Source organism: Klebsiella sp. RC2 (assembly GCF_014192815.1).
GTDB lineage: Bacteria > Pseudomonadota > Gammaproteobacteria > Enterobacterales > Enterobacteriaceae > Klebsiella > Klebsiella variicola.
Genome location: NZ_JACHYL010000001.1, coordinates 275,131 through 295,164, shown reverse-complemented (window position 1 = coordinate 295,164; position 20,034 = coordinate 275,131). Strand labels below are relative to the sequence as shown.

Sequence of the window (20,034 nt, the reverse complement as noted above, 5' to 3'; positions counted from 1 at the left end):
GCTGGGGTCATGTCAGTTTCACGCTAATAAGGCGCGGCAATACGGCGATGAACCAGGCGGCCGGCGCAGCGGGCGAAAAGCAGTTCACCGCCTATCGCCAGCAGGGAAACCACCAGCGAGCCGCCGATCACCTGCGGGATATCCCGCTGCCCGAGGCCGTCGATCAGAAAACGTCCCAGCCCGCCCAGACCGGCATAGGCCGCGACCACCGCCGTGGCGATAAGCTGAACCAGCGCCGTGCGCACACCGGCGAGGATCAGCGGCGCCGCCAGGGGGATCCGCACCTGCCACAGGCTTTGCCAGGGGGTCATGCCCAGCGCGATGGCCGCATCGCACAGCGGGCGATCGGCGTGATAAATCCCCACCCAGGTGTTAGTGAGGATGGGCGGGATCGAGAGCGCAATAAGCGCCGCCAGCACCGGGATATCGTTAAAGCCAAAAACGATGATGCATAATAAAATCAGCCCTAACGAAGGGATGGCGCGGCCAAGATTAAACAGGTTAATCACCACGAAGGCCCCTTTGCGCCAGTAGCCCAGCGCGATGCCGAGCGGCAGGGCAATGGCGCAGGCCACGGCCATACTGACCAGCACGTAATAAAGGTGTTGGCCCAGGCGCAGCAAGATGCCCTCGTCACCCAGCCAGTGCTCCGGCTGGGTTAGCCAGTGAAAAGTAGCAAGAAGCAGGGTCATCATTCCGTCCACGGCGCTAGCCAGTCGCCGAGACGGGCAATCAGCCCGTCAAAGACCAGCGACAGGAGCAGGCTCAGGACCAGGCTAACGACTATCGGCGTCAGAAAGTCCTGATTAAAACCCGCCAGCAGTAGCTGCCCCAGCCCGCCCTGGCCGATCAGCGCAGTGACGGTGACCAGGCCGACCAGCGTCACCGAGGCAATGCGCAGCCCGGCAAACAGAGAGGGCAGTAGCAGCCACAGCTCGATATCGAAGAAGCGGAACCCGCGGGTGTAGCCGAGCGCCCGCGCGGACTCCAGCGCCGCCTGCGGCAGCTTCTCCATGCCGGCCAGCACGTTGCGCAGCAGGATCAGCAGGGAGTACAGCGTCAGGCCAATCAGCGAGGTGGTCAGCGACAGCCCGGTAAACGGCAGCAATAAAATAAACAGCGCCAGCGAGGGAATGGTAAAGAGCACACCGCACAGGGTGATGAGCGGCTGCGCCGTCGCGGGCCAGCGTAAGGTCACCGCTAACAGGCCGCCGGTGAGCAGGGAGCCGAACAGCAGGGCCAGCAGGACCATCCGCGCATGCTGCCAGAGCAGATCGCCGATCATCGCGTGGTTATCGATAACCCAGCTCCAGTCAATCATGAGATCGCACCCCCACCGCGCCGTCGAGCACCTGCTGCAGCAGGGTGTGGGATACCGCCCCCTGGTATTGGCCTTCGTCATCCACATGCACCAGCACGCCGGTCGCCACGTCGAGCAGCGCGCTGTAGGCAAAACGCAGGCTGTGGCTGCTGGCGAGTGGGCGCTCCACCGGCAGGGTGAGGCCCCGCTGCGGATCGAACCAGTGCAGCGGGCGTCGCTGGCGGTCAAGCACCAGACGCAGCGGGCTGGCCAGCGGTGGATGGGTACTGGCGATCGGCGTCAGCGCTTCGTCGAGCAGGGGGACATCGTGACGCGGCAGCTGGCCGACCTGTATCATGCCCAGCCGCTTCAGATTGGGCTCCGGGCCGATAAAGCGGCGCACGAACTCGCTCGCCGGGTGGGCCAGAATACGGTCGGGTGTATCAAACTGCGCCAGCACGCCGCCTTCCTGGAAAATGGCGATTTTATCGCCGAGACGGATCGCTTCATTGATATCGTGGGTCACTAATACAATGGTTTTCTGCAGCCGCTGCTGCAGGAGCAAGAGCTCATCCTGGAGGCGTTCGCGGACCACCGGGTCGATGGCGGCGAAAGGCTCATCCATCAGTAAAATGGGCGGATCGGCGGCGATGGCTCGGGCGATGGCCACGCGACCCTGCTGGCCGCCGGAGAGCTGATGCGGATAGCGGTGCAGCAGATGACTATCGAGCGACATCAGCGCCACCAGTTCGTCAATCCGCGCGCGGATCCGTGCTTTGCTCCAGCCCGCCAGCCGCGGCACGGTCGCGATATTTTGCGCCACGGTACGATGGGGAAAGAGCGCAGCGCTTTGCATCACGAAGCCGATCTGGCGGCGGATCTGGATAATATCAGCGTCAGCGAGGCGGACCCCCTGAATATAGACGTCGCCGCTGTCGGGAATATCCAGCTGGTTAATCATCCGCAGGATAGTCGTTTTTCCGCAGCCGCTCGGGCCGACGAAGGTGCAGAATTCGCCATGATCAATATCCAGACTGAGGTCGCGAATGGCCGGCTGGGCGCTGCCTGGATAGGTTTTAAAAAGATGCGTTAATTTAATCATGGCGGAATTCAACACTCTGAATAATAAAGTCCTGACCCGGATAAAGTGGCGCCGGGATCCTGGCTCAAACTACAGAGCGCCTGCGGGGAGGGCAAATACGTTATTTGCATTTGCATAGTGAAAAGCTGGTTAATCAGTTGCTATGGAAGAGAGGCCGGGAAGTTGTTTTATGGATTTGTGATCGGCAACACAAATGACTCTCAAGCGGCCACCGTAAAAGATAAATTACCAGGGTTGATTTTAATCAAAGTATGACCGCCTGCGATATGGCGGAAAAAGCAGCGCCGTCCGCCGCAAAACAAAAACAAGATTGTGAATTTAATGTTTCTATCGTGTAAATAATGACCGCGCATTTTGCCCAACCGCCGGGGATAAAATGTGATGCCCGACCGGCTTGTCGTTAAATAACGGCGTTTATTACGTCTGCTTTTTATTGTTTACAGCATTAATTTAATTTTCGGCTTTCTTCTCACCCTGATAGCGCGGGTCGAATAACGTACAAAAGGCGTATTTTTTATCGCCATTTCGCTGTCGATGTTATCGCCATCAATTATTTTTATCCCCGCATTCGACCACAGTAAAAGGCGCGCAAATAGCGTTTATGATGCTTGTAATTTGTTGATTTTAATTTACTTATTCTGACTCGTGGCTCCTGCTTATCCTCCGCGGCGGAGCCTTTGTGAGAGCTCTCACATAACCCGGTGATCGCGATTTGTTACACTTTCCGCCGTCAACAAAGGAATGAAAGTGAGACGCGATGAATACTTTTTCTCTGCCTAAAACACAGCATCTGGTGGTTTTCCAGGAAGTGATCCGCAGTGGGTCAATCGGGGCCGGAGCAAAAGCGTTAGGACTCACTCAGCCGGCGGTCAGTAAAATCATTGGTGACATGGAAAGTTATTTTGGCAGCGAATTAATCGTCCGGCGAAATACCGGCGTCTCGCTCACCGAGGCCGGGCAGGTATTTCTCAACTGGTCAGAAGCGATCACCCGTGAAATGAAAAATATGGTCAATGAAATGAATGCTCTGACCAACAGCGCGGTGGTGGATGTCTCCTTTGGTTTCCCTTCGCTGGTCGGGTTTACCTTTATGTCGGAGATGGTGCATCAGTTTAAAATGACCTTCCCGAAGGCGCGGGTATCGATGTATGAAGCGCAGCTCTCCGCTTTTTTACCGGCGATCCGCGACGGGCGTCTCGACTTCGCCATCGGGACGCTGAGCGATGAGATGAAACTGCAGGACCTGCACGTCGAGCCGCTGTTTGAGTCTGAGTTTGTGCTGGTGGCGAACCGGGCGCGGATCGGCAACGGCACCGTCCGTCTGGCCTCGCTCCAGCATGAGCAGTGGGTGCTGCCGGAGACCAATATGGGCTATTACAGCGAACTGCTGGCCACCCTGCAGCGCAGCGGCATCCGCCGCGAAAATATCGTCAATACCGATTCGGTGGTGACGATCTATAACCTGGTACTCAATGCCGATTTTCTGACGGTGATCCCCTGCGACATGACCACGCCGTTCGGCTCGAGCCAGTTTGTCACCATCCCCATTAAAGAGGCCTTGCCGGTGGCGCGCTATGCGGCGGTATGGTCGAAGAATTACCGGCTTAAAACCGCGGCGGCGTCGCTGGTGGAGATGGCGAAACAGTACTCTTCGGGGCAGGGAAACCGCCACTGGCAACCAATAGAAATTGCCTGACTGATATTGATTAAATAACCCAACACACGTCCTCGCTGTTATCAGCAGGATGACGCCCGGTCATTGACTTTATATTAAGATACAGAGGCCATCATGCATATTACCTACGATCTTCCGGTATCCATTGACGATATTCTCGAGGCGAAGCAACGCCTGGCGGGAAAAATATATAAAACGGGCATGCCCCGCTCGAATTATTTTAGCGAACGCTGCCAGGGGGAAATATTCCTTAAATTCGAAAATATGCAGCGCACGGGCTCATTTAAAATTCGCGGCGCGTTTAATAAGCTCTGCGGTTTAACCGCGGCGGAAAAACGCAAAGGGGTGGTGGCCTGTTCGGCGGGCAACCATGCGCAGGGGGTCTCGCTCTCCTGCGCCATGCTCGGCATTGACGGGAAAGTGGTGATGCCGAAAGGGGCGCCGAAATCGAAAGTCGCCGCCACCTGCGATTATTCGGCAGAGGTAGTCCTGCATGGCGATAACTTTAACGATACCCTCGCCAAAGCCAGCGATATTGTTGAACTTGAGGGCCGTATTTTTATTCCCCCCTATGACGACCCGCAGGTTATTGCCGGGCAGGGAACGATTGGTCTCGAAATATTAGAAGATCTGTATGACGTGGATAATGTCATCGTGCCGATTGGCGGCGGGGGATTAATTGCCGGCATCGCGATTGCGATTAAATCCATTAACCCGACGATCCGCATTATTGGCGTGCAGTCAGAAAATGTTCACGGGATGGCCGCCTCCTGGTATGCCGGGGAGATCACCAGCCATCGCCACGCCGGCACCTTAGCCGATGGTTGCGATGTCGCCCGGCCAGGGAAACTGACTTATGAAATCGCCCGCCAGCTGGTGGATGACATCGTCCTGGTCAGTGAGGACGACATTCGCCAGAGCATGGTCGCCTTAATTCAGCGCAATAAAGTGATCACCGAAGGGGCCGGGGCGTTGGCCTGCGCCGCGTTATTAAGCGGCAAACTAGACAGCTATATCCAGAACCGCAAAACGGTCAGCCTGATTTCCGGGGGCAATATCGATCTCTCCCGGGTATCGCAAATTACGGGTTTTGTTGACGCTTAATTCAATACATAAGTGAGGACAGGATATGAGTACGACTGAGAGCATTGCATCCAGCCAGACAAGCCTTTCGTCCTGGCGTAAATCTGACACCACCTGGACCCTGGGCCTGTTTGGCACCGCTATCGGCGCCGGGGTGCTGTTTTTCCCGATTCGCGCCGGCTTCGGCGGGCTGATCCCGATCCTGGTGATGCTGGTGCTGGCCTATCCCATCGCCTTTTATTGCCATCGGGCGCTGGCCCGGCTATGCCTGTCGGGGGCTAACCCCTCCGGCAATATCACCGAAACGGTGGAAGAGCATTTTGGCAAAACCGGCGGGGTGGTGATCACCTTTCTGTACTTCTTCGCCATTTGCCCGCTGCTGTGGATTTATGGCGTCACGATCACCAATACCTTTATGACCTTCTGGGAGAACCAGCTGCAGATGCCGGCCCTCAACCGCGGGGTGGTGGCGCTGCTCCTGCTGCTGCTGATGGCGTTTGTCATTTGGTTTGGTAAAGACCTGATGGTCAAGGTGATGAGCTATCTGGTGTGGCCGTTTATCGCCAGCCTGGTGGTGATCTCCCTGTCCCTGATCCCTTACTGGAATAGCGCGGTGATTGACCAGGTCAACCTCAGCGATATCGCCTTAACCGGTCACGACGGCATTCTGGTGACGGTATGGCTGGGCATCTCCATCATGGTGTTCTCCTTTAACTTCTCGCCGATCGTCTCCTCATTTGTGGTCTCCAAACGCGAAGAGTATGAAGCGCAGTTTGGCCGGGAGTATACCGAACGCAAATGCTCACAGATCATCTCCCGGGCCAGCATGCTGATGGTGGCGGTGGTGATGTTCTTCGCCTTCAGCTGCCTGTTTACCCTCTCGCCGCAGAACATGGCGGACGCCAAGGCGCAAAATATCCCGGTGCTCTCCTATCTGGCGAACCACTTTGCCTCGATGTCGGGCACCAAATCCACGTTTGCCACCCTGCTGGAGTATGGCGCGTCGATCATCGCCCTGGTGGCCATCTTCAAATCGTTCTTCGGCCACTATCTCGGCACCCTCGAGGGGCTGAACGGTCTGATCCTGCGCTTCGGCTATAAAGGGGATAAAACCCGGGTCTCCAGCGGCAAGCTCAATACCCTGAGCATGGTGTTCATCATGGGCTCGACCTGGGTGGTGGCGTATGCCAACCCCAATATCCTCGACCTGATTGAGGCCATGGGCGCGCCGATTATCGCCTCGCTGCTGTGCCTGCTGCCGATGTACGCCATTCGTAAAGCGCCTTCGCTGGCCAAATACCGTGGACGTCTCGATAACCTCTTTGTGACCGCCATTGGTCTGCTGACCATCCTCAACATCGTTTACAAACTGTTCTAATCCGGCTCAGGCCACGCGGAGTACAACATGACTGAATTTCCGGTAGTACTGGTGATCAACTGCGGCTCGTCGTCGATCAAATTTTCCGTCCTGGACGCCGCCAGCTGCGACTGCCTGCTGAACGGCGTGGCCGAGGGCATCAACGCGGAACGGGCGTTTCTCTCGCTCAACGGCGGCGAGCCGGTGGCGCTGGCGCAGCGCGGCTATGAAGGCGCCCTGCAGGCGATTGCCGGAGCATTAGCCCAACGCGACCTTATCGACAGCGTGGCCCTGATTGGCCACCGCGTCGCCCACGGCGGCGACCTCTTCACCGAGTCGGTCATTATTAGCGAGGAGGTTATCAATAACATTCGCCAGGTATCATCCCTGGCCCCGCTGCATAACTACGCCAGTCTCAGCGGCATCGCCTCGGCGCAGCGGCTGTTCCCGCAAGTGATGCAGGTGGCGGTCTTTGATACCAGCTTTCACCAGACCCTGGCCCCGGAAGCCTTTCTCTATGGTCTGCCGTGGGAGTATTACCAGAACCTCGGGGTACGCCGCTACGGTTTCCACGGTACCTCGCACCGCTATGTGTCCCGGCGCGCCCTGGCGCTGCTCGGGTTGCCGGAGCAGGAGAGCGGCCTGGTGATCGCCCACCTGGGCAATGGCGCCTCGATCTGCGCGGTGCGCAACGGCCGCAGCGTGGACACCTCGATGGGAATGACGCCGCTGGAGGGGCTGATGATGGGCACCCGCAGCGGCGATGTCGACTTCGGCGCCATGGCGTGGATTGCCGGGGAAACCCGGCAGACCCTCAGCGACCTGGAGCGGGTGGCCAACACCGCCTCCGGTCTGCTGGGGATCTCCGGCCTTTCCTCCGACCTGCGGGTGCTGGAGCAGGCGTGGCATGAGGGTCATGCCCGCGCCCGACTGGCGATTAAAACCTTTGTCCATCGCATCGCCCGTCATATTGCCGGTCACGCCGCCGCGCTGCAGCGTCTCGACGGCATTATTTTCACCGGCGGGATTGGCGAGAACTCGGTGCTGATCCGTCGGCTGGTGAGCGAGCGGCTGGCGGTCTTTGGCCTTGAGATGGACGTCGCCCGCAACCAGCAGCCGAATTCGGCCGGCGAGCGCCTGATCTCCGCCGACGTCAGCCGGGTGCGCTGCGCGGTTATTCCTACCAATGAAGAGCGCATGATTGCCCTCGATGCGATCCGCTTAGGTCGGATCCACACGGCGGCGGCGCTGGCCTGACTTTTTATTCTGTAGAGAGACGATGTTCATGAAAGTAGATATCGATACCCAGGATGTACGATACGCCGAGGCCTGGCAGGGCTTTCGCGGTACGGCGTGGCAAACGCAGATCGACGTCCGCGACTTTATTCAGCATAACTACACCCCTTACGAGGGCGATGAGTCTTTCCTCGCCGACGCGACGCCAGCGACCACCGCCCTCTGGGAGCAGGTGATGGCCGGGATCCGCGTCGAGAACGCCACCCATGCGCCGGTGGATTTCGACACCAATGTCGCCACCTCCATCACCGCCCACGCGGCGGGCTATATCAACCAGCCGCTGGAAAAGATCGTCGGCCTGCAAACGGACCAGCCGCTGAAGCGCGCCCTGCATCCTTTTGGCGGCATCAATATGATCAAAAGCGCCTTCGAGGCCTATGGCCGCGAAATGGATCCCGCCTTTGAGTATCAGTTTACGGCGCTGCGCAAGACCCACAATCAGGGGGTATTTGACGTCTATTCCCCGGATATGCTGCGCTGTCGCAAGTCGGGGGTGCTGACCGGGCTGCCGGACGGCTATGGCCGCGGACGGATCATCGGCGATTACCGCCGCGTCGCGCTGTACGGCATCCGCTATCTGGTTCGCGAACGTGAGCTGCAGTTTGCCGACCTGCAGCCAGCCCTTGAGCGCGGCGAGGCGCTGGAGGCCACCCTGCGCCTGCGCGAAGAGCTGGCCGAACAGCGGCGCGCGCTGCAGCAGATGCAGGAGATGGCGGCCCGCTACGGCTGCGATATCGCCCACCCGGCGCGCACTGCCCGGGAGGCGGTGCAGTGGCTGTACTTCGCCTACCTGGCGGCGGTGAAGTCGCAGAACGGCGGCGCCATGTCGCTGGGGCGCACGGCCACCTTCCTCGACATCTATATCGAACGCGATCTGCGGGCGGGTCGGCTCAATGAACAGCAGGCCCAGGAGCTCATTGACCACTTCATCATGAAGATCCGCATGGTGCGTTTCCTGCGCACCCCGGAATTTGACACGCTGTTCTCCGGGGATCCCATCTGGGCGACGGAGGTGCTGGGCGGTATGGGGCTGGATGGCCGCACCCTGGTCAGTAAAACCACCTTCCGTTACCTGCATACCCTGCACACCATGGGGCCGGCGCCGGAGCCGAACCTGACCGTGCTCTGGTCGCAGGCGCTGCCGGTGGCGTTTAAAAAATATGCCGCCCGGGTCTCTATCGCCACCTCGTCGCTGCAGTATGAGAACGACGATCTGATGCGCAGCGATTTTCACAGCGACGACTACGCCATCGCCTGCTGCGTTAGCCCGATGGTGATCGGCAAGCAGATGCAGTTCTTCGGCGCCCGCGCCAATCTCGCCAAAACGCTGCTCTACGCGATTAACGGCGGGGTGGATGAGAAACTGAAGATCCAGGTGGGGCCGAAAACCGACCCTCTGCGTGATGAGGTGCTGGACTATGACACCGTGATGGCCAGCCTCGACCACTTTATGGACTGGCTGGCGGTGCAGTACATCAGCGCGCTGAACATCATCCATTGTATGCATGATAAGTACAGCTACGAGGCGGCGCTGATGGCCCTGCACGACCGCGACGTCTACCGCACGATGGCCTGCGGCATCGCCGGCCTGTCGGTGGCGGCGGATTCGCTGTCGGCGATAAAGTACGCCCGGGTGAAGCCGGTGCGCGATCACCACGGGCTGGCGGTGGACTTTGTCATTGAAGGCGACTATCCGCAGTACGGCAACAACGACGATCGGGTCGATGCCATCGCCTGCGACCTGGTGGAGCGCTTTATGCGCAAAATTCAGGCGCTCCCCACCTGGCGTCAGGCGGTGCCGACCCAGTCGATCCTGACCATCACCTCCAACGTGGTGTACGGGCAGAAAACCGGCAACACGCCGGACGGACGTCGGGCGGGGACGCCGTTCGCCCCGGGGGCCAATCCGATGCATGGCCGCGACCGCAAAGGGGCGGTGGCGTCGCTGACTTCGGTGGCGAAACTGCCGTTTACCTACGCCAAAGATGGCATCTCGTATACCTTCTCCATCGTGCCGGCGGCTCTCGGCAAAGCCCCGTCGGCGCAGGAAAACAACCTGGTGGGGCTGCTGGACGGCTACTTCCACCACGAGGAGACGGTGGAGGGGGGACAGCATCTTAACGTCAATGTGCTGAACCGGGAAAAGCTGCTCGATGCGATAGAACACCCGGAGCAGTATCCGAATCTGACGATCCGCGTCTCCGGCTATGCGGTCCGCTTTAACGCGCTGACCCGCGAGCAGCAGCAGGATGTGATCTCCCGAACGTTCACCAGTCAACTCTGAGCGGCCGCCAGGCCACAGGAGAGCCTTTAACGGGCTCTCCTGTTATCATCTTCACATTACCGCAACAAAATAATCACCACTGTTGATCATATTCGCATTTTTGCACCACGCTGGCGCGCAGCGACCGCTAACTGCATCTATGTTTAGCTCACGGGTCGGTACGGATACCGCGTTGTCCGGCTCGCCACGTGATGGCAACCGATCTCCTGACCTGAAAGGGAATGCGCCCTTGCCGGATGCGGCACGGGTTGCCGTCGCGTGCGCACTGACCGGGGCGTCCGCTCTCTGGCGCGACCTCTCTACCTGGCGGGATTTTTGCTTCTTCCACCCTGGCCGTCCTGGCGCTGCGCCAACGTCGGCACCACACGGTAAGTGATATTTTCTGCGTCATTCCATGACGCCAGGCTTTACATCGCTGAGGAATATCCGAATGTCTTTGAAACTGAAAACAATGACGCTTCATGTTGTGATAGCAGGTTGTATGAGCATGGCCTTTTACGCCCAGGCAGACGTGAAGATCGGCGTCGCCGGGCCCTTTACCGGACCCAACGCCACCTACGGCGCCCAGTACTGGAAAGGGGCTTCACAGGCGGTGGCCGATATCAATGCCGCCGGCGGTATCAAAGGCGAAAAGATTGTGCTGGTGCAGGGGGATGACGCGTGCGAACCGAAGCAGGCGGTGGCGGTGGCCAACCGGCTGGTGGACGAAGCGAAAGTCTCTGCCGTGGTGGGGCACTTTTGCTCTTCCTCAACGATGCCGGCCTCCGAGGTATATGACGAAGCCGGGATCCTGACCATTACCCCCGGCTCGACCAACCCGCAGATCACCGAGCGCGGCATGAAGGATCTTTTCCGCATGTGTGGTCGTGACGATCAGCAGGGGGCGATTGCCGCCAACTATATGCTGGATGTGCTGAAGGCGAAGAAAATTGCCGTCATCCACGATAAAGACACCTATGGTCAGGGGCTGGCCGATGCCACCCGCGCGGCGCTGGCGAAGCGGGGCACCAAAGAAGTGTTGTACGAAGGCCTCTCCCGCGGTGAAAAAGACTTTAACGCCCTGGTGACCAAGATCGGCGCCCTCAAGCCGGACGTGGTCTACTTTGGCGGCTGTCATCCGGAAGCGGGCCCGCTGGTGCGTCAGATGCGCGAGCAGGGGGTGCAGGCTAAATTCTTCTCCGGCGACTGTATCGTCACCGAGGAGCTGGTGACGGCCGCCGGCGGGCCGCAGTTCACCAACGGCGTGCTGATGACCTTTGGTCAGGACCCGCGCACCCTCCCGGAAGGCAAAGCGGTGATCGAGAAGTTCCGCGCCAGCGGCTTTGAACCAGAAGGCTATACCCTCTACGCCTACGCTTCCATTCAGGCCATTGCCGCGGCCTGGAACGCCGTCGGTACCGATAACGCCAAAGCCAGCGACTGGCTGAAGAGCCACGACGTCGAGACGGTAATGGGTAAGAAAGCCTGGGATGGCAAAGGCGACCTCAAGGTGTCCGACTACGTGGTCTATCAGTGGGACGACAAGGGCAAATATCATCAGCTCTGATCGGCCACGACCTGAGGACGCTCTGTCCTTTTGACTTGCGAATCGTCACATCACGGCGGTCGACCGGGAACGGAACCCGGCGGCCGTCTGCCTGGCGGCTGGAGGGGCTATGACGGCGTTTTTTCTGCAACAACTGATCAATGGGCTGACGCTGGGCGCAGTGTACGGCTTAATCGCCATCGGCTACACCATGGTGTATGGGATCATCGGCATGATCAACTTCGCCCACGGCGAGGTGTATATGGTCTCCGCCTATCTGTGCGCCATCGGCCTGGCGCTGCTCTCTTTCTTCGGGATCCACTCCTTTCCGCTGCTGATTTTCGCCACCCTGGTGTTCACCATCGTGGTCACTGGCGTATATGGCTGGGCGATCGAGCGCATCGCCTACCGGCCGCTGCGCAACTCGACGCGACTGGCGCCGCTGATCTCGGCTATCGGGATGTCGCTGATCCTGCAGAACTATGTCCAGCTGAGCCAGGGGCCGAACCAGCAGGGGATCCCGACGCTGCTCAGCGGCGCGCTGCGCATGACGGTGGGCGATGGGGTGGTGCAGATCACCTGGACCAAAGTGTTTATTCTCGTCGCGGCGCTGGTGGGGATGCTGACCCTGACCTGGATTATCCAGTACACCCGGCTGGGGCGCATCTGTCGCGCTACCCAGCAGGACCGGCGTATGGCGGCGATCCTTGGCATCAATACCGACCGGGTGATCTCCCTGGTGTTTGTCATCGGCGCGGCGATGGCCGGTCTGGCCGGCGTGCTGGTGACCATGAACTACGGCACCTTCGACTTCTATATCGGATTTATTATCGGCATCAAAGCCTTCACCGCCGCGGTGCTGGGCGGGATCGGCTCGCTGCCTGGCGCGATGCTGGGCGGACTGCTGCTCGGGGTGGCCGAAGCCCAGTTCGCCGGGCTGGTGAATTCGGATTACAAAGATGTCTTTTCCTTTGCGCTGCTGGTGGCGATCCTGATTTTTCGCCCGCAGGGGCTGCTGGGACGTCCGCTGGTGGCCAAGGTCTAAGGAGGCTTTATGGGTGAATTTACGCGCCAGCCTGCGCGGGATATCAAAAGCGCGCTGATCGACAGCGTGCTGGCCGGTCTTTGCGCGTTAATTGTCTTTGGCCCGATCGTCGGCGTGGTGCTCAAAGGGTATGGTTTTACCCTCGCGCCCGCGCGGGTGGCGATCCTCGTGGCGGTGGTGATGGCCGGCAGGCTGGCGCTCAGCCTGCTGCTGCAGAGCCGTCGGGGAAAAGCCTTTATTGCCCGCTTTGAGGGGGCGGATGACGGGGTGTACGTCCGGCCGCCGGGATACCGCTCGCGGCTGCGCTGGATAATGCCGCTGCTGGCGGTCCTGGCCATTGCCTTTCCATTTCTCGCCAGCAAATACCTGCTGACCGTGGCGATCCTCGGCCTGATCTACGTTCTGCTCGGCCTGGGGCTGAACATTGTGGTGGGCCTCGCGGGCCTGCTCGATCTTGGCTATGTGGCGTTCTACGCCATCGGCGCCTACGGCCTGGCGCTGGGCTACCAGTACCTGGGCCTCGGCTTCTGGGCGATGCTGCCGCTGGGGGCGGTGATGGCGGCCCTCGCCGGGGCGTTGCTGGGCTTTCCGGTGCTGCGCATGCATGGCGACTACCTGGCCATCGTCACCCTCGGCTTTGGCGAAATCATTCGCCTGGTGCTTAACAACTGGGTGAGCTTCACCGGGGGGCCCAACGGCGTACCGGTGCCGTCGCCCACGCTGTTTGGCCTCGAGTTTACCCGCCGGGCCAGGGATGGCGGCATCCCCATCCATGAGTTTTTCCACGTCAGCTACAACCCCAACCTGAAATTCATCTTTCTCTACGCCGTGCTGTGCCTGGTGGTGATGCTGGTGCTGCTGGTGAAACATCGTCTGACGCGGATGCCCATCGGCCGCGCCTGGGAGGCGCTGCGCGAGGATGAGATCGCCTGTCGGGCGATGGGGCTCAACCACGTGCTGGTGAAGCTCTCGGCGTTTATGCTCGGCGCGTCGACCGCCGGCATCGCCGGGGTGTTCTTCGCCAGCTATCAGGGGTTTGTTAACCCGACGTCGTTCACCTTTTTTGAGTCGGCGCTGATCCTGGCGATTGTGGTGCTCGGGGGAATGGGCTCCACCCTGGGAGTGGTGCTGGCGGCGTTTGTCCTGACGGTCACCCCGGAGCTGCTGCGCGGTTTTGACGAATATCGGGTGCTGCTGTTCGGCGTGCTGATGGTGGTGATGATGATCTGGCGGCCGCGCGGCCTGGTGCGCACCAGCCGCAGCGGGGTTGCGTTGCGAAAAGGAGTCGCGCCATGACCGACAGCATCTTACGCGTTGAGCATCTGATGATGCATTTCGGCGGCATCAAAGCGCTGAATGATGTCAATCTGGAGGTGGAGCGGGGGTCGATCACCGCCCTGATCGGCCCCAACGGCGCGGGCAAGACCACGGTGTTTAACTGCCTGACCGGTTTTTACCGGGCGACGGGGGGGAGCATCGTGCTGCGGGCGCGGGAAAAGGTTACCGATGTCATTCAGGTACTGGGGCAGAAGCTTCACCCGGACGATTTTCTCCACCCGGCGCAGCTGGGGCGGAGGATCTATTACAAGATGTTCGGTGGCACCCATCTGGTGAACCGCGCTGGCCTGGCGCGCACCTTCCAGAATATACGTTTATTCCGCGAGATGTCGGTGATTGAGAACCTGCTGGTGGCCCAGCATACCCAGGTTAACCGCCATCTTCTGGCCGGGATCCTCAATACCCGTGGGTATCGGCAGGCGGAGAGTCAGGCGCTGGATCGCGCTTTTTACTGGCTGGAGGTGGTGGAGATGGTGGACTGCGCCAACCGTTTGGCGGGGACCCTCTCCTATGGACAGCAGCGGCGGCTGGAGATCGCCCGCGCCATGTGTACCCGCCCGGAGATGATCTGTCTGGACGAGCCGGCCGCCGGTCTCAACCCGGTGGAAACCCAGGCGCTGAGCCGGATTATTCGCTTTCTGCGCCAGCAGCACGGCATCACGGTACTACTGATCGAGCATGATATGGGGATGGTGATGGAGATTTCGGATCATATTATCGTCCTCGATCACGGGGACGTCATCGCCCGCGGCGCGCCGCAGGCGATCCAGGCCAACGCCAGCGTGATTGCCGCCTATCTTGGCGCTGAGGAAGAGGAGACGCGCCGATGAGCCAGCCATTGCTTGCCTTTAATGAGGTGGATGTCTTCTACGGGCCGATCCAGGCCCTGAAGCAGGTCTCCCTCACCGTCAACGAGGGAGAGACGGTGGCGCTGATCGGCGCCAACGGCGCCGGTAAATCAACGCTGCTGATGTCGGTCTTCGGCCAGCCGCGCATTGCCGGCGGGGAGATTTTCTATCGCGGGGAGGCGATCAGCCGGAAATCGACCCACTTTATCGCCAGTAACGGCATCGCCCAGGCCCCGGAAGGGCGGCGCATCTTTCCCGATATGACCGTCGAGGAGAACCTGCTGATGGGGACCATTGCCATTGGCAACCGCTATCAGGCCGAAGACAAGGCGCGGATGTATCAGCTGTTCCCCCGGCTGGAAGAACGGCGGGGACAGCGGGCGATGACCCTCTCCGGCGGCGAGCAGCAGATGCTGGCCATCGCCCGGGCGCTGATGAGCCGACCGCGCCTGCTGCTGCTGGATGAGCCAAGCCTGGGGCTGGCGCCGCTGGTGGTGAAGCAGATTTTTCAGATCCTGCGCGAGCTGACGGCCCAGGGGATGACGCTGTTTCTGGTGGAGCAGAATGCCCGCCATGCCCTTAACCTGTCGGACCGCGCCTATGTGATGGTGAACGGCCAGATCCGCCTGAGCGGCAGCGGCCAGGCGCTGCTCAACGACCCGGAGGTGCGTAAGGCATATCTGGGGATCAGCGGCTGAGGGGGTTATTCCCGCGGTTCGTTACGGGTTTTAATGTGCTGCCAGAAACGTTCGGCGGCCTGGTTAAGCCGCGAGCCGGAGCGGTAGAGCCAGGCGCCGATCGGCAGCGACAGGCGGTCATCGAGGATCGTCAGTCGGCCTTCGTCCAGCTCGCGCTGAATAGAGTATTGCGGCAGCCAGCCCACGCCGTCGCCATTGAGGATCATGCGCTTGAGCAACTCGCTCATGGAAGAGACAAACGTAAGGGAGAAGGTGATCTCCGGCGTACGGTCGATCACCTGGTTCACCTGGCGCCCCATATAGCTGTCGTTGGCGTATTTCATCAGCGGCAGCACGCCGCGATGTAAATGAAACAGCGGGCGGCCATGTTCGTCGCAGGGGGAGACCAGGTGCAGGTAAGAATCAAAAATTTTATGATTAATAAACGGATAGTTCATTAATTCTTCATTATAGAAGGAGAGGATAAAATCGCTTTTTCCCTCTTTCAGGTTAAATACGGCGTCGTTGACGTTAATCGATTCAACATGAAAAGTCTTATTTTTACGGTCGGTGTAACCGGCGATGATTTCCGGCAGTAATAACACCGACAGCGAAGGGGCCGCGTCGATTCTTATTTTCTGGGTCGTGTTATTTAAACCCTTAATACGACTGATCTGAAAATCCATGTCATCGAGCATATTTCGCGCATAGCCGACAAAAATTTTCCCGCGGTTGGTCAATTGCAGGGGGTTGGCGCTACGATCGAAGATGCTGAATCCGAGGGAGGCCTCCAGCGACTGGATGCGTCGACTGAACGAGGACTGAGAGATGTTGCGGGCTTTGGCCGCCAGGGTAAAGCTGCGCGACTCCTCAAGGGCAATCACATCATACAGCCATTTTACTTCCAGATTTGCCAACACCGATCCAGTCCTCAAAAACGCAATAAAGGCTATGCAATTTTAGCATAGCGCATAGAAACTATGCAATTAACATAATTATCGACAGGTGTTAACATTTTTTGGAAAGTTGAGATTTATGAATGCATATCGGCGACCCTACATGAGCACGATATGAAATCGCGACTCACGGTTATTTATTGCTTTATTTTATTGTCCAGGACTTATCTTATTAAATCGCCGGCGACGATGACGAAAGCAATGAATAACCCAGGCCTCTTACCTTAAATAGTTTGTCAGGAGTTCCATGTCACAACAAATTGAATCAGTTAAAATGGCTCTGCAGGAGCTGGGGATTAATGCAAGCGGCGAATTCTTTTACAACCCTGATTACGATTTGCTTATTGCACATGAAACCGCTCCTGAACTGACCGGCGCGGCCCGCGGCGTGATGACCGAGTCTGGGGCTGTGGCTGTTGATACCGGGATCTTCACCGGCCGTTCACCGCGCGATAAATACATCGTCCGCGACGAACAGACGCGTGATACCGTCTGGTGGGCAGACTCAGGCCTCGGCCGCAATGACAACAAACCGTTATCGCCAGACGTGTGGCGCAGCCTGAAAAGCCTGGTCGCGGGCCAGCTGAGCGGCAAAAAACTGTACGTCATCGACGCCTGGTGCGGCGCCAGCCCGGACACCCGTCTTGGCGTACGCTTCGTCACCGAGGTGGCGTGGCAGGCCCACTTTGTCAAAAACATGTTTATCGTGCCGAGCGCCGACGAGCTGGCCAGCTTTACGCCAGACTTCGTGGTGCTCAACGGCGCAGGCTGCACCAATGCCAACTGGCAGGCGCAGGGGATGAACTCCGAGAACTTCGTCGCCTTTAATCTCAGCGAGCGTATTCAGCTCATCGGCGGCACCTGGTACGGCGGCGAAATGAAGAAAGGGCTGTTCTCGGTCATGAACTACCTGCTGCCGCAGAAAGGCATCGCGTCGATGCACTGCTCGGCCAACCGTGGCGAAGCAGGGGACGTGGCGCTGTTCTTCGGCCTCTCCGGGACCGGCAAAACCACCCTGTCGACCGATCCGCATCGTCAGCTGATTGGCGATGACGAGCACGGCTGGGACGATGACGGCGTGTTTAACTTTGAAGGCGGCTGCTACGCCAAGACCATCAATCTCGACCCGCAGGCGGAGCCGGAGATTTATGGCGCCATCCGCCGCAATGCGCTGCTGGAAAACGTGGTGGTGCGCGCTGACGGCAGCGTGGATTATGCCGACGGCAGCAAAACCGAAAACACCCGCGTCTCCTATCCGCTGTCGCATATCGACAATATCGTCAAGCCGGTGTCCCGTGCGGGCCATCCGTCGAAGGTGATTTTCCTTGCCGCCGACGCGTTTGGCGTCCTGCCGCCGGTCTCCCGTCTGACCACCGAGCAGATGCAGTACCATTTCCTGTCGGGTTTCACCTCGAAGCTGGCGGGTACCGAGCGCGGCATTACCCAGCCGACGCCGACCTTCTCCGCCTGCTATGGCGCGGCGTTCCTGCTGCTTCACCCAACCCAGTACGCCAGCGTCCTGGCGGCGAAGATGGCGGAATCCGGTGCGGAAGCCTGGCTGGTCAACACCGGCTGGAACGGCGAGGGCAAACGCCTGTCGCTGCGCGATACCCGCAGCATCATTAGCGCGATCCTCAACGGCACTACCGGCCCGCTGCGCGATGAGACCATCCCGGTGTTCGGTCTTGCGATCCCGCAGAGCATTCCAGGGGTAGACAGCGCGGTGCTGGATCCGCGTAATGGCTGGAGCTCAGCGGATAAGTGGCAGGAGAAGGCCGAGAGCCTGGCTCAGCTGTTTATGGATAACTTTAAGCAGTACAGCGATACCGAAGCGGGCGCGCGTCTGGCGCTGGCCGGTCCGCAGCTGCAGAATAGCGCGGTCGAAGCCTGATCCGCGGCCAGCAGGTCGACGCCTTGCGCCGACCTGCTGGCGAGCCGCTTTACTCCGCAAAGGCCCGCAGCGCATCGCCCGTGAGGCGATAACGCACCCACTCATCCTGCGGCTGCGCGCCAATGCTCAGATAGAAATCAATCGCCGGCTGGTTCCAGTCGAGCACGCTCCACTCCAGACGCCCGCACTGACGCTGTACAGCATATTGCGCGATGGTTTTCAGCAGCGCTTTTCCGGCGCCTATCCCGCGAAAGTCGGGGGTGACGTACAGATCCTCCATATAGATACCATTGCGTCCAAGCCAGGTGGAATAGCTGGTGAAGAACACCGCGTAGCCCACCGCTTTGCCCGCCACCTCGCAGATCAGCGCTTCGGTTTTGCTGCCGCTGGCAAACAGCGTCTCTCTGATCTCCTCTGCCGTCGTCACCACCTCTTCAGGGGCTTTCTCGTAGACCGCGAGTTCATAAATCATGTCGTAAATAGCGGTGGCGTCGTCCGGGGTGGCCTGGCGGATCGTGATGCTCATGGGGCGTCCTGTATCAATAGTCAAAAGAGAGCAAAATTGCTGACCCTGAGGATAAGCGGTATTGTGAAAAGAATTAAGTGCAATGAAATCAGCAAACGATGAATATTATGCATCCTGTCCTGCGCCGGATTGACCTCAACCTGCTGCCAGTCTTTGACGCGGTCTATCGCTCCCGCTCGGTGCGCCTGGCGGCGGAAGAGCTGGCAATGAGCACCTCGGCGCTGAGCCATGCGCTTTCCCGGCTGCGCAGCGCCCTCAACGATCCGCTGTTCTATCGCGAAGGGCATCGGATGTGCCCCAGCGTCTATGCCAGCCAGCTGGCGCCCTCTATTGCTTCGGCGCTGAAGTTTCTCAACCAGGAGCTGACGCCGCCGGCGGCGTTTGTGCCGGCCGCCAGCACCGACTGCATGCAGATTGCGATCACCGATTTCACCGCGTTCTGCGTCTTTCCGACGCTGATGCACCACCTGCAGCGTGAGGCGCCCGGGCTGCGGTTTGAACTCCGTTATCTGCCCCACAGCCCGGCGCTGACCGAGCTGCTGGCGGGCGAGGTCGACCTGGCCCTCGGGTTCAATACCCCTGACGAGCCAGCCCATCCCGATCTTGAGGAGATTAACTGGCTGCGGGACGAATATGTGGTCATCAGCCAGGCCGACCGGACGGCGCTGACCCTGGACGCCTACCTTGCTGCCCGTCATCTGGTGGTGACCCCGTGGAATGAGCAGCAGGGGGTGCTGGACTGTGAGCTGGAGCGGCAGGGCTATTCGCGGCAGGTGGCGATGAAAACCCCCTCGATGCTGAGCGCGCCCTTCATTATTGAGCAGAGCGACCTGTTGATGGCGCTGCCCCGGCGAGCGGCGGAGACGATGGCCCGCGCCGCCCGGCTGACCATTTTCCCGCTGCCGTTTCCGGTTCCGCCGTTTGACGTCAAGATTTACGCCCACCAACGCAGCGGGAAACGCGAGGCTACCCGCTGGCTGATCGCTCTGTTGCAGACGCTGGTGGGGGAGTCTGCCGCTTCCGTTTCATGACGCGCTTTGCGGCCGGCAGCGTGTATCCTCACCCCAGGCCAGGGTTTTTATGCCGTCAACCCGCGGCGACGCACCCTGGCCTCGGTCACAAAACGGAAAA

19 protein-coding genes are annotated in these 20,034 nt (G+C 59.6%); 12 read left to right on the top strand and 7 right to left on the bottom strand.

The genetic code is table 11. The features are described 5' to 3' along the window. Nucleotides 1-23: 23 nt before the first annotated feature. From FHW76_RS01390 to FHW76_RS01375, 4 genes are all read right to left on the bottom strand, one after another. Nucleotides 24-692: an ABC transporter permease gene (locus FHW76_RS01390; protein ID WP_004203269.1), complete on the bottom strand. Its 669-nt coding sequence runs from the start codon at nucleotides 690-692 to the stop codon at nucleotides 24-26. Continuing rightward, nucleotides 692-1,321 (bottom strand): ABC transporter permease, encoded by a 630-nt coding sequence (locus tag FHW76_RS01385; protein ID WP_012967792.1) that lies wholly within the window; start codon nucleotides 1,319-1,321, stop codon nucleotides 692-694. The genes FHW76_RS01390 and FHW76_RS01385 overlap by 1 nt, the downstream gene beginning before the upstream one ends. Beyond that, nucleotides 1,314-2,402, bottom strand: a complete 1,089-nt coding sequence (locus tag FHW76_RS01380; RefSeq protein WP_012967793.1) for an ABC transporter ATP-binding protein — start codon at nucleotides 2,400-2,402, stop codon at nucleotides 1,314-1,316. The genes FHW76_RS01385 and FHW76_RS01380 overlap by 8 nt, the downstream gene beginning before the upstream one ends. Nucleotides 2,403-2,839: 437 nt before the next feature. Then, nucleotides 2,840-2,980: a hypothetical protein gene (locus FHW76_RS01375; RefSeq protein WP_162494490.1), complete on the bottom strand. Its 141-nt coding sequence runs from the start codon at nucleotides 2,978-2,980 to the stop codon at nucleotides 2,840-2,842. Nucleotides 2,981-3,159: 179 nt separating this feature from the next. Here FHW76_RS01375 and tdcA point away from each other — a divergent pair, with 179 nt between their 5' ends. The 5 genes from tdcA (at nucleotide 3,160) to pflB (ending at nucleotide 10,097) form a co-directional block, all read left to right on the top strand. Further along, on the top strand, nucleotides 3,160-4,098 hold the full coding sequence (gene tdcA, locus FHW76_RS01370; RefSeq protein WP_008804334.1) for a transcriptional regulator TdcA: 939 nt from the start codon (nucleotides 3,160-3,162) through the stop codon (nucleotides 4,096-4,098). A gap of 93 nt (nucleotides 4,099-4,191) precedes the next feature. After that, on the top strand, nucleotides 4,192-5,181 hold the full coding sequence (gene tdcB, locus FHW76_RS01365) for a bifunctional threonine ammonia-lyase/L-serine ammonia-lyase TdcB (RefSeq protein WP_002910762.1): 990 nt from the start codon (nucleotides 4,192-4,194) through the stop codon (nucleotides 5,179-5,181). A 25-nt stretch (nucleotides 5,182-5,206) separates the two neighbouring features. After that, nucleotides 5,207-6,538, top strand: a complete 1,332-nt coding sequence (gene tdcC / locus FHW76_RS01360) for a threonine/serine transporter TdcC (protein ID WP_004200322.1) — start codon at nucleotides 5,207-5,209, stop codon at nucleotides 6,536-6,538. A 27-nt stretch (nucleotides 6,539-6,565) separates the two neighbouring features. Beyond that, nucleotides 6,566-7,774, top strand: coding sequence for a propionate kinase (tdcD, locus tag FHW76_RS01355; protein ID WP_022065993.1), 1,209 nt, complete (start codon nucleotides 6,566-6,568; stop codon nucleotides 7,772-7,774). A gap of 28 nt (nucleotides 7,775-7,802) precedes the next feature. After that, nucleotides 7,803-10,097, top strand: a complete 2,295-nt coding sequence (gene pflB, locus FHW76_RS01350) for a formate C-acetyltransferase (protein ID WP_012541300.1) — start codon at nucleotides 7,803-7,805, stop codon at nucleotides 10,095-10,097. Between the two features lie 51 nt (nucleotides 10,098-10,148). On the opposite strand, the gene FHW76_RS01345 is transcribed toward pflB, so the two are convergent. Continuing rightward, on the bottom strand, nucleotides 10,149-10,295 hold the full coding sequence (locus FHW76_RS01345; RefSeq protein ID WP_032431965.1) for a hypothetical protein: 147 nt from the start codon (nucleotides 10,293-10,295) through the stop codon (nucleotides 10,149-10,151). A 289-nt stretch (nucleotides 10,296-10,584) separates the two neighbouring features. Here FHW76_RS01345 and FHW76_RS01340 point away from each other — a divergent pair, with 289 nt between their 5' ends. From FHW76_RS01340 to FHW76_RS01320, 5 genes are all read left to right on the top strand, one after another. Next, a complete protein-coding gene (locus FHW76_RS01340; RefSeq protein WP_162493310.1) occupies nucleotides 10,585-11,643 on the top strand; it encodes a branched-chain amino acid ABC transporter substrate-binding protein in 1,059 nt (352 codons plus the stop codon). Nucleotides 11,644-11,752: 109 nt separating this feature from the next. Further along, entirely contained in the window at nucleotides 11,753-12,667 is a 915-nt protein-coding gene (locus FHW76_RS01335; RefSeq protein WP_008804338.1) for an ABC transporter permease subunit, read from the top strand. Between the two features lie 9 nt (nucleotides 12,668-12,676). Next, entirely contained in the window at nucleotides 12,677-13,963 is a 1,287-nt protein-coding gene (gene livM, locus FHW76_RS01330; RefSeq protein ID WP_012967797.1) for a high-affinity branched-chain amino acid ABC transporter permease LivM, read from the top strand. Next, nucleotides 13,960-14,835, top strand: coding sequence for an ABC transporter ATP-binding protein (locus FHW76_RS01325; protein ID WP_004148803.1), 876 nt, complete (start codon nucleotides 13,960-13,962; stop codon nucleotides 14,833-14,835). The genes livM and FHW76_RS01325 overlap by 4 nt, the downstream gene beginning before the upstream one ends. Then, nucleotides 14,832-15,551 (top strand): ABC transporter ATP-binding protein, encoded by a 720-nt coding sequence (locus FHW76_RS01320; RefSeq protein WP_008804341.1) that lies wholly within the window; start codon nucleotides 14,832-14,834, stop codon nucleotides 15,549-15,551. The genes FHW76_RS01325 and FHW76_RS01320 overlap by 4 nt, the downstream gene beginning before the upstream one ends. 5 nt (nucleotides 15,552-15,556) lie before the next feature. On the opposite strand, the gene FHW76_RS01315 is transcribed toward FHW76_RS01320, so the two are convergent. Continuing rightward, nucleotides 15,557-16,450, bottom strand: a complete 894-nt coding sequence (locus FHW76_RS01315; RefSeq protein WP_008804342.1) for a LysR substrate-binding domain-containing protein — start codon at nucleotides 16,448-16,450, stop codon at nucleotides 15,557-15,559. 283 nt (nucleotides 16,451-16,733) lie between these two features. Here FHW76_RS01315 and pckA point away from each other — a divergent pair, with 283 nt between their 5' ends. Next, a complete protein-coding gene (pckA, locus tag FHW76_RS01310; RefSeq protein WP_044614093.1) occupies nucleotides 16,734-18,377 on the top strand; it encodes a phosphoenolpyruvate carboxykinase (ATP) in 1,644 nt (547 codons plus the stop codon). Nucleotides 18,378-18,426: 49 nt separating this feature from the next. Here the strand turns inward: pckA and FHW76_RS01305 are convergent, their stop codons facing one another. Next, a complete protein-coding gene (locus FHW76_RS01305; RefSeq protein ID WP_012541306.1) occupies nucleotides 18,427-18,903 on the bottom strand; it encodes a GNAT family N-acetyltransferase in 477 nt (158 codons plus the stop codon). A 98-nt stretch (nucleotides 18,904-19,001) separates the two neighbouring features. On the opposite strand from FHW76_RS01305, the gene FHW76_RS01300 reads away from it, so the two are divergent. Continuing rightward, entirely contained in the window at nucleotides 19,002-19,934 is a 933-nt protein-coding gene (locus FHW76_RS01300) for a LysR family transcriptional regulator (protein ID WP_110209364.1), read from the top strand. The last annotated feature ends 100 nt before the right edge of the window (nucleotides 19,935-20,034 follow it).

Excerpts from the sequence above, each read along its gene's own strand:
- FHW76_RS01390 (WP_004203269.1), bottom strand. The coding sequence starts at position 692 with ATGACCCTGCTTCTTGCTACTTTTCACTGGCTAACCCAGCCGGAGCAC.
- FHW76_RS01385 (WP_012967792.1), bottom strand. The coding sequence starts at position 1,321 with ATGATTGACTGGAGCTGGGTTATCGATAACCACGCGATGATCGGCGAT.
- FHW76_RS01380 (WP_012967793.1), bottom strand. The coding sequence starts at position 2,402 with ATGATTAAATTAACGCATCTTTTTAAAACCTATCCAGGCAGCGCCCAG.
- tdcA (WP_008804334.1), top strand. The coding sequence starts at position 3,160 with ATGAATACTTTTTCTCTGCCTAAAACACAGCATCTGGTGGTTTTCCAG.
- tdcB (WP_002910762.1), top strand. The coding sequence starts at position 4,192 with ATGCATATTACCTACGATCTTCCGGTATCCATTGACGATATTCTCGAG.
- tdcC (WP_004200322.1), top strand. The coding sequence starts at position 5,207 with ATGAGTACGACTGAGAGCATTGCATCCAGCCAGACAAGCCTTTCGTCC.
- tdcD (WP_022065993.1), top strand. The coding sequence starts at position 6,566 with ATGACTGAATTTCCGGTAGTACTGGTGATCAACTGCGGCTCGTCGTCG.
- pflB (WP_012541300.1), top strand. The coding sequence starts at position 7,803 with ATGAAAGTAGATATCGATACCCAGGATGTACGATACGCCGAGGCCTGG.
- FHW76_RS01340 (WP_162493310.1), top strand. The coding sequence starts at position 10,585 with ATGGCCTTTTACGCCCAGGCAGACGTGAAGATCGGCGTCGCCGGGCCC.
- FHW76_RS01335 (WP_008804338.1), top strand. The coding sequence starts at position 11,753 with ATGACGGCGTTTTTTCTGCAACAACTGATCAATGGGCTGACGCTGGGC.
- livM (WP_012967797.1), top strand. The coding sequence starts at position 12,677 with ATGGGTGAATTTACGCGCCAGCCTGCGCGGGATATCAAAAGCGCGCTG.
- FHW76_RS01325 (WP_004148803.1), top strand. The coding sequence starts at position 13,960 with ATGACCGACAGCATCTTACGCGTTGAGCATCTGATGATGCATTTCGGC.
- FHW76_RS01320 (WP_008804341.1), top strand. The coding sequence starts at position 14,832 with ATGAGCCAGCCATTGCTTGCCTTTAATGAGGTGGATGTCTTCTACGGG.
- pckA (WP_044614093.1), top strand. The coding sequence starts at position 16,734 with ATGTCACAACAAATTGAATCAGTTAAAATGGCTCTGCAGGAGCTGGGG.
- FHW76_RS01305 (WP_012541306.1), bottom strand. The coding sequence starts at position 18,903 with ATGAGCATCACGATCCGCCAGGCCACCCCGGACGACGCCACCGCTATT.
- FHW76_RS01300 (WP_110209364.1), top strand. The coding sequence starts at position 19,002 with ATGAATATTATGCATCCTGTCCTGCGCCGGATTGACCTCAACCTGCTG.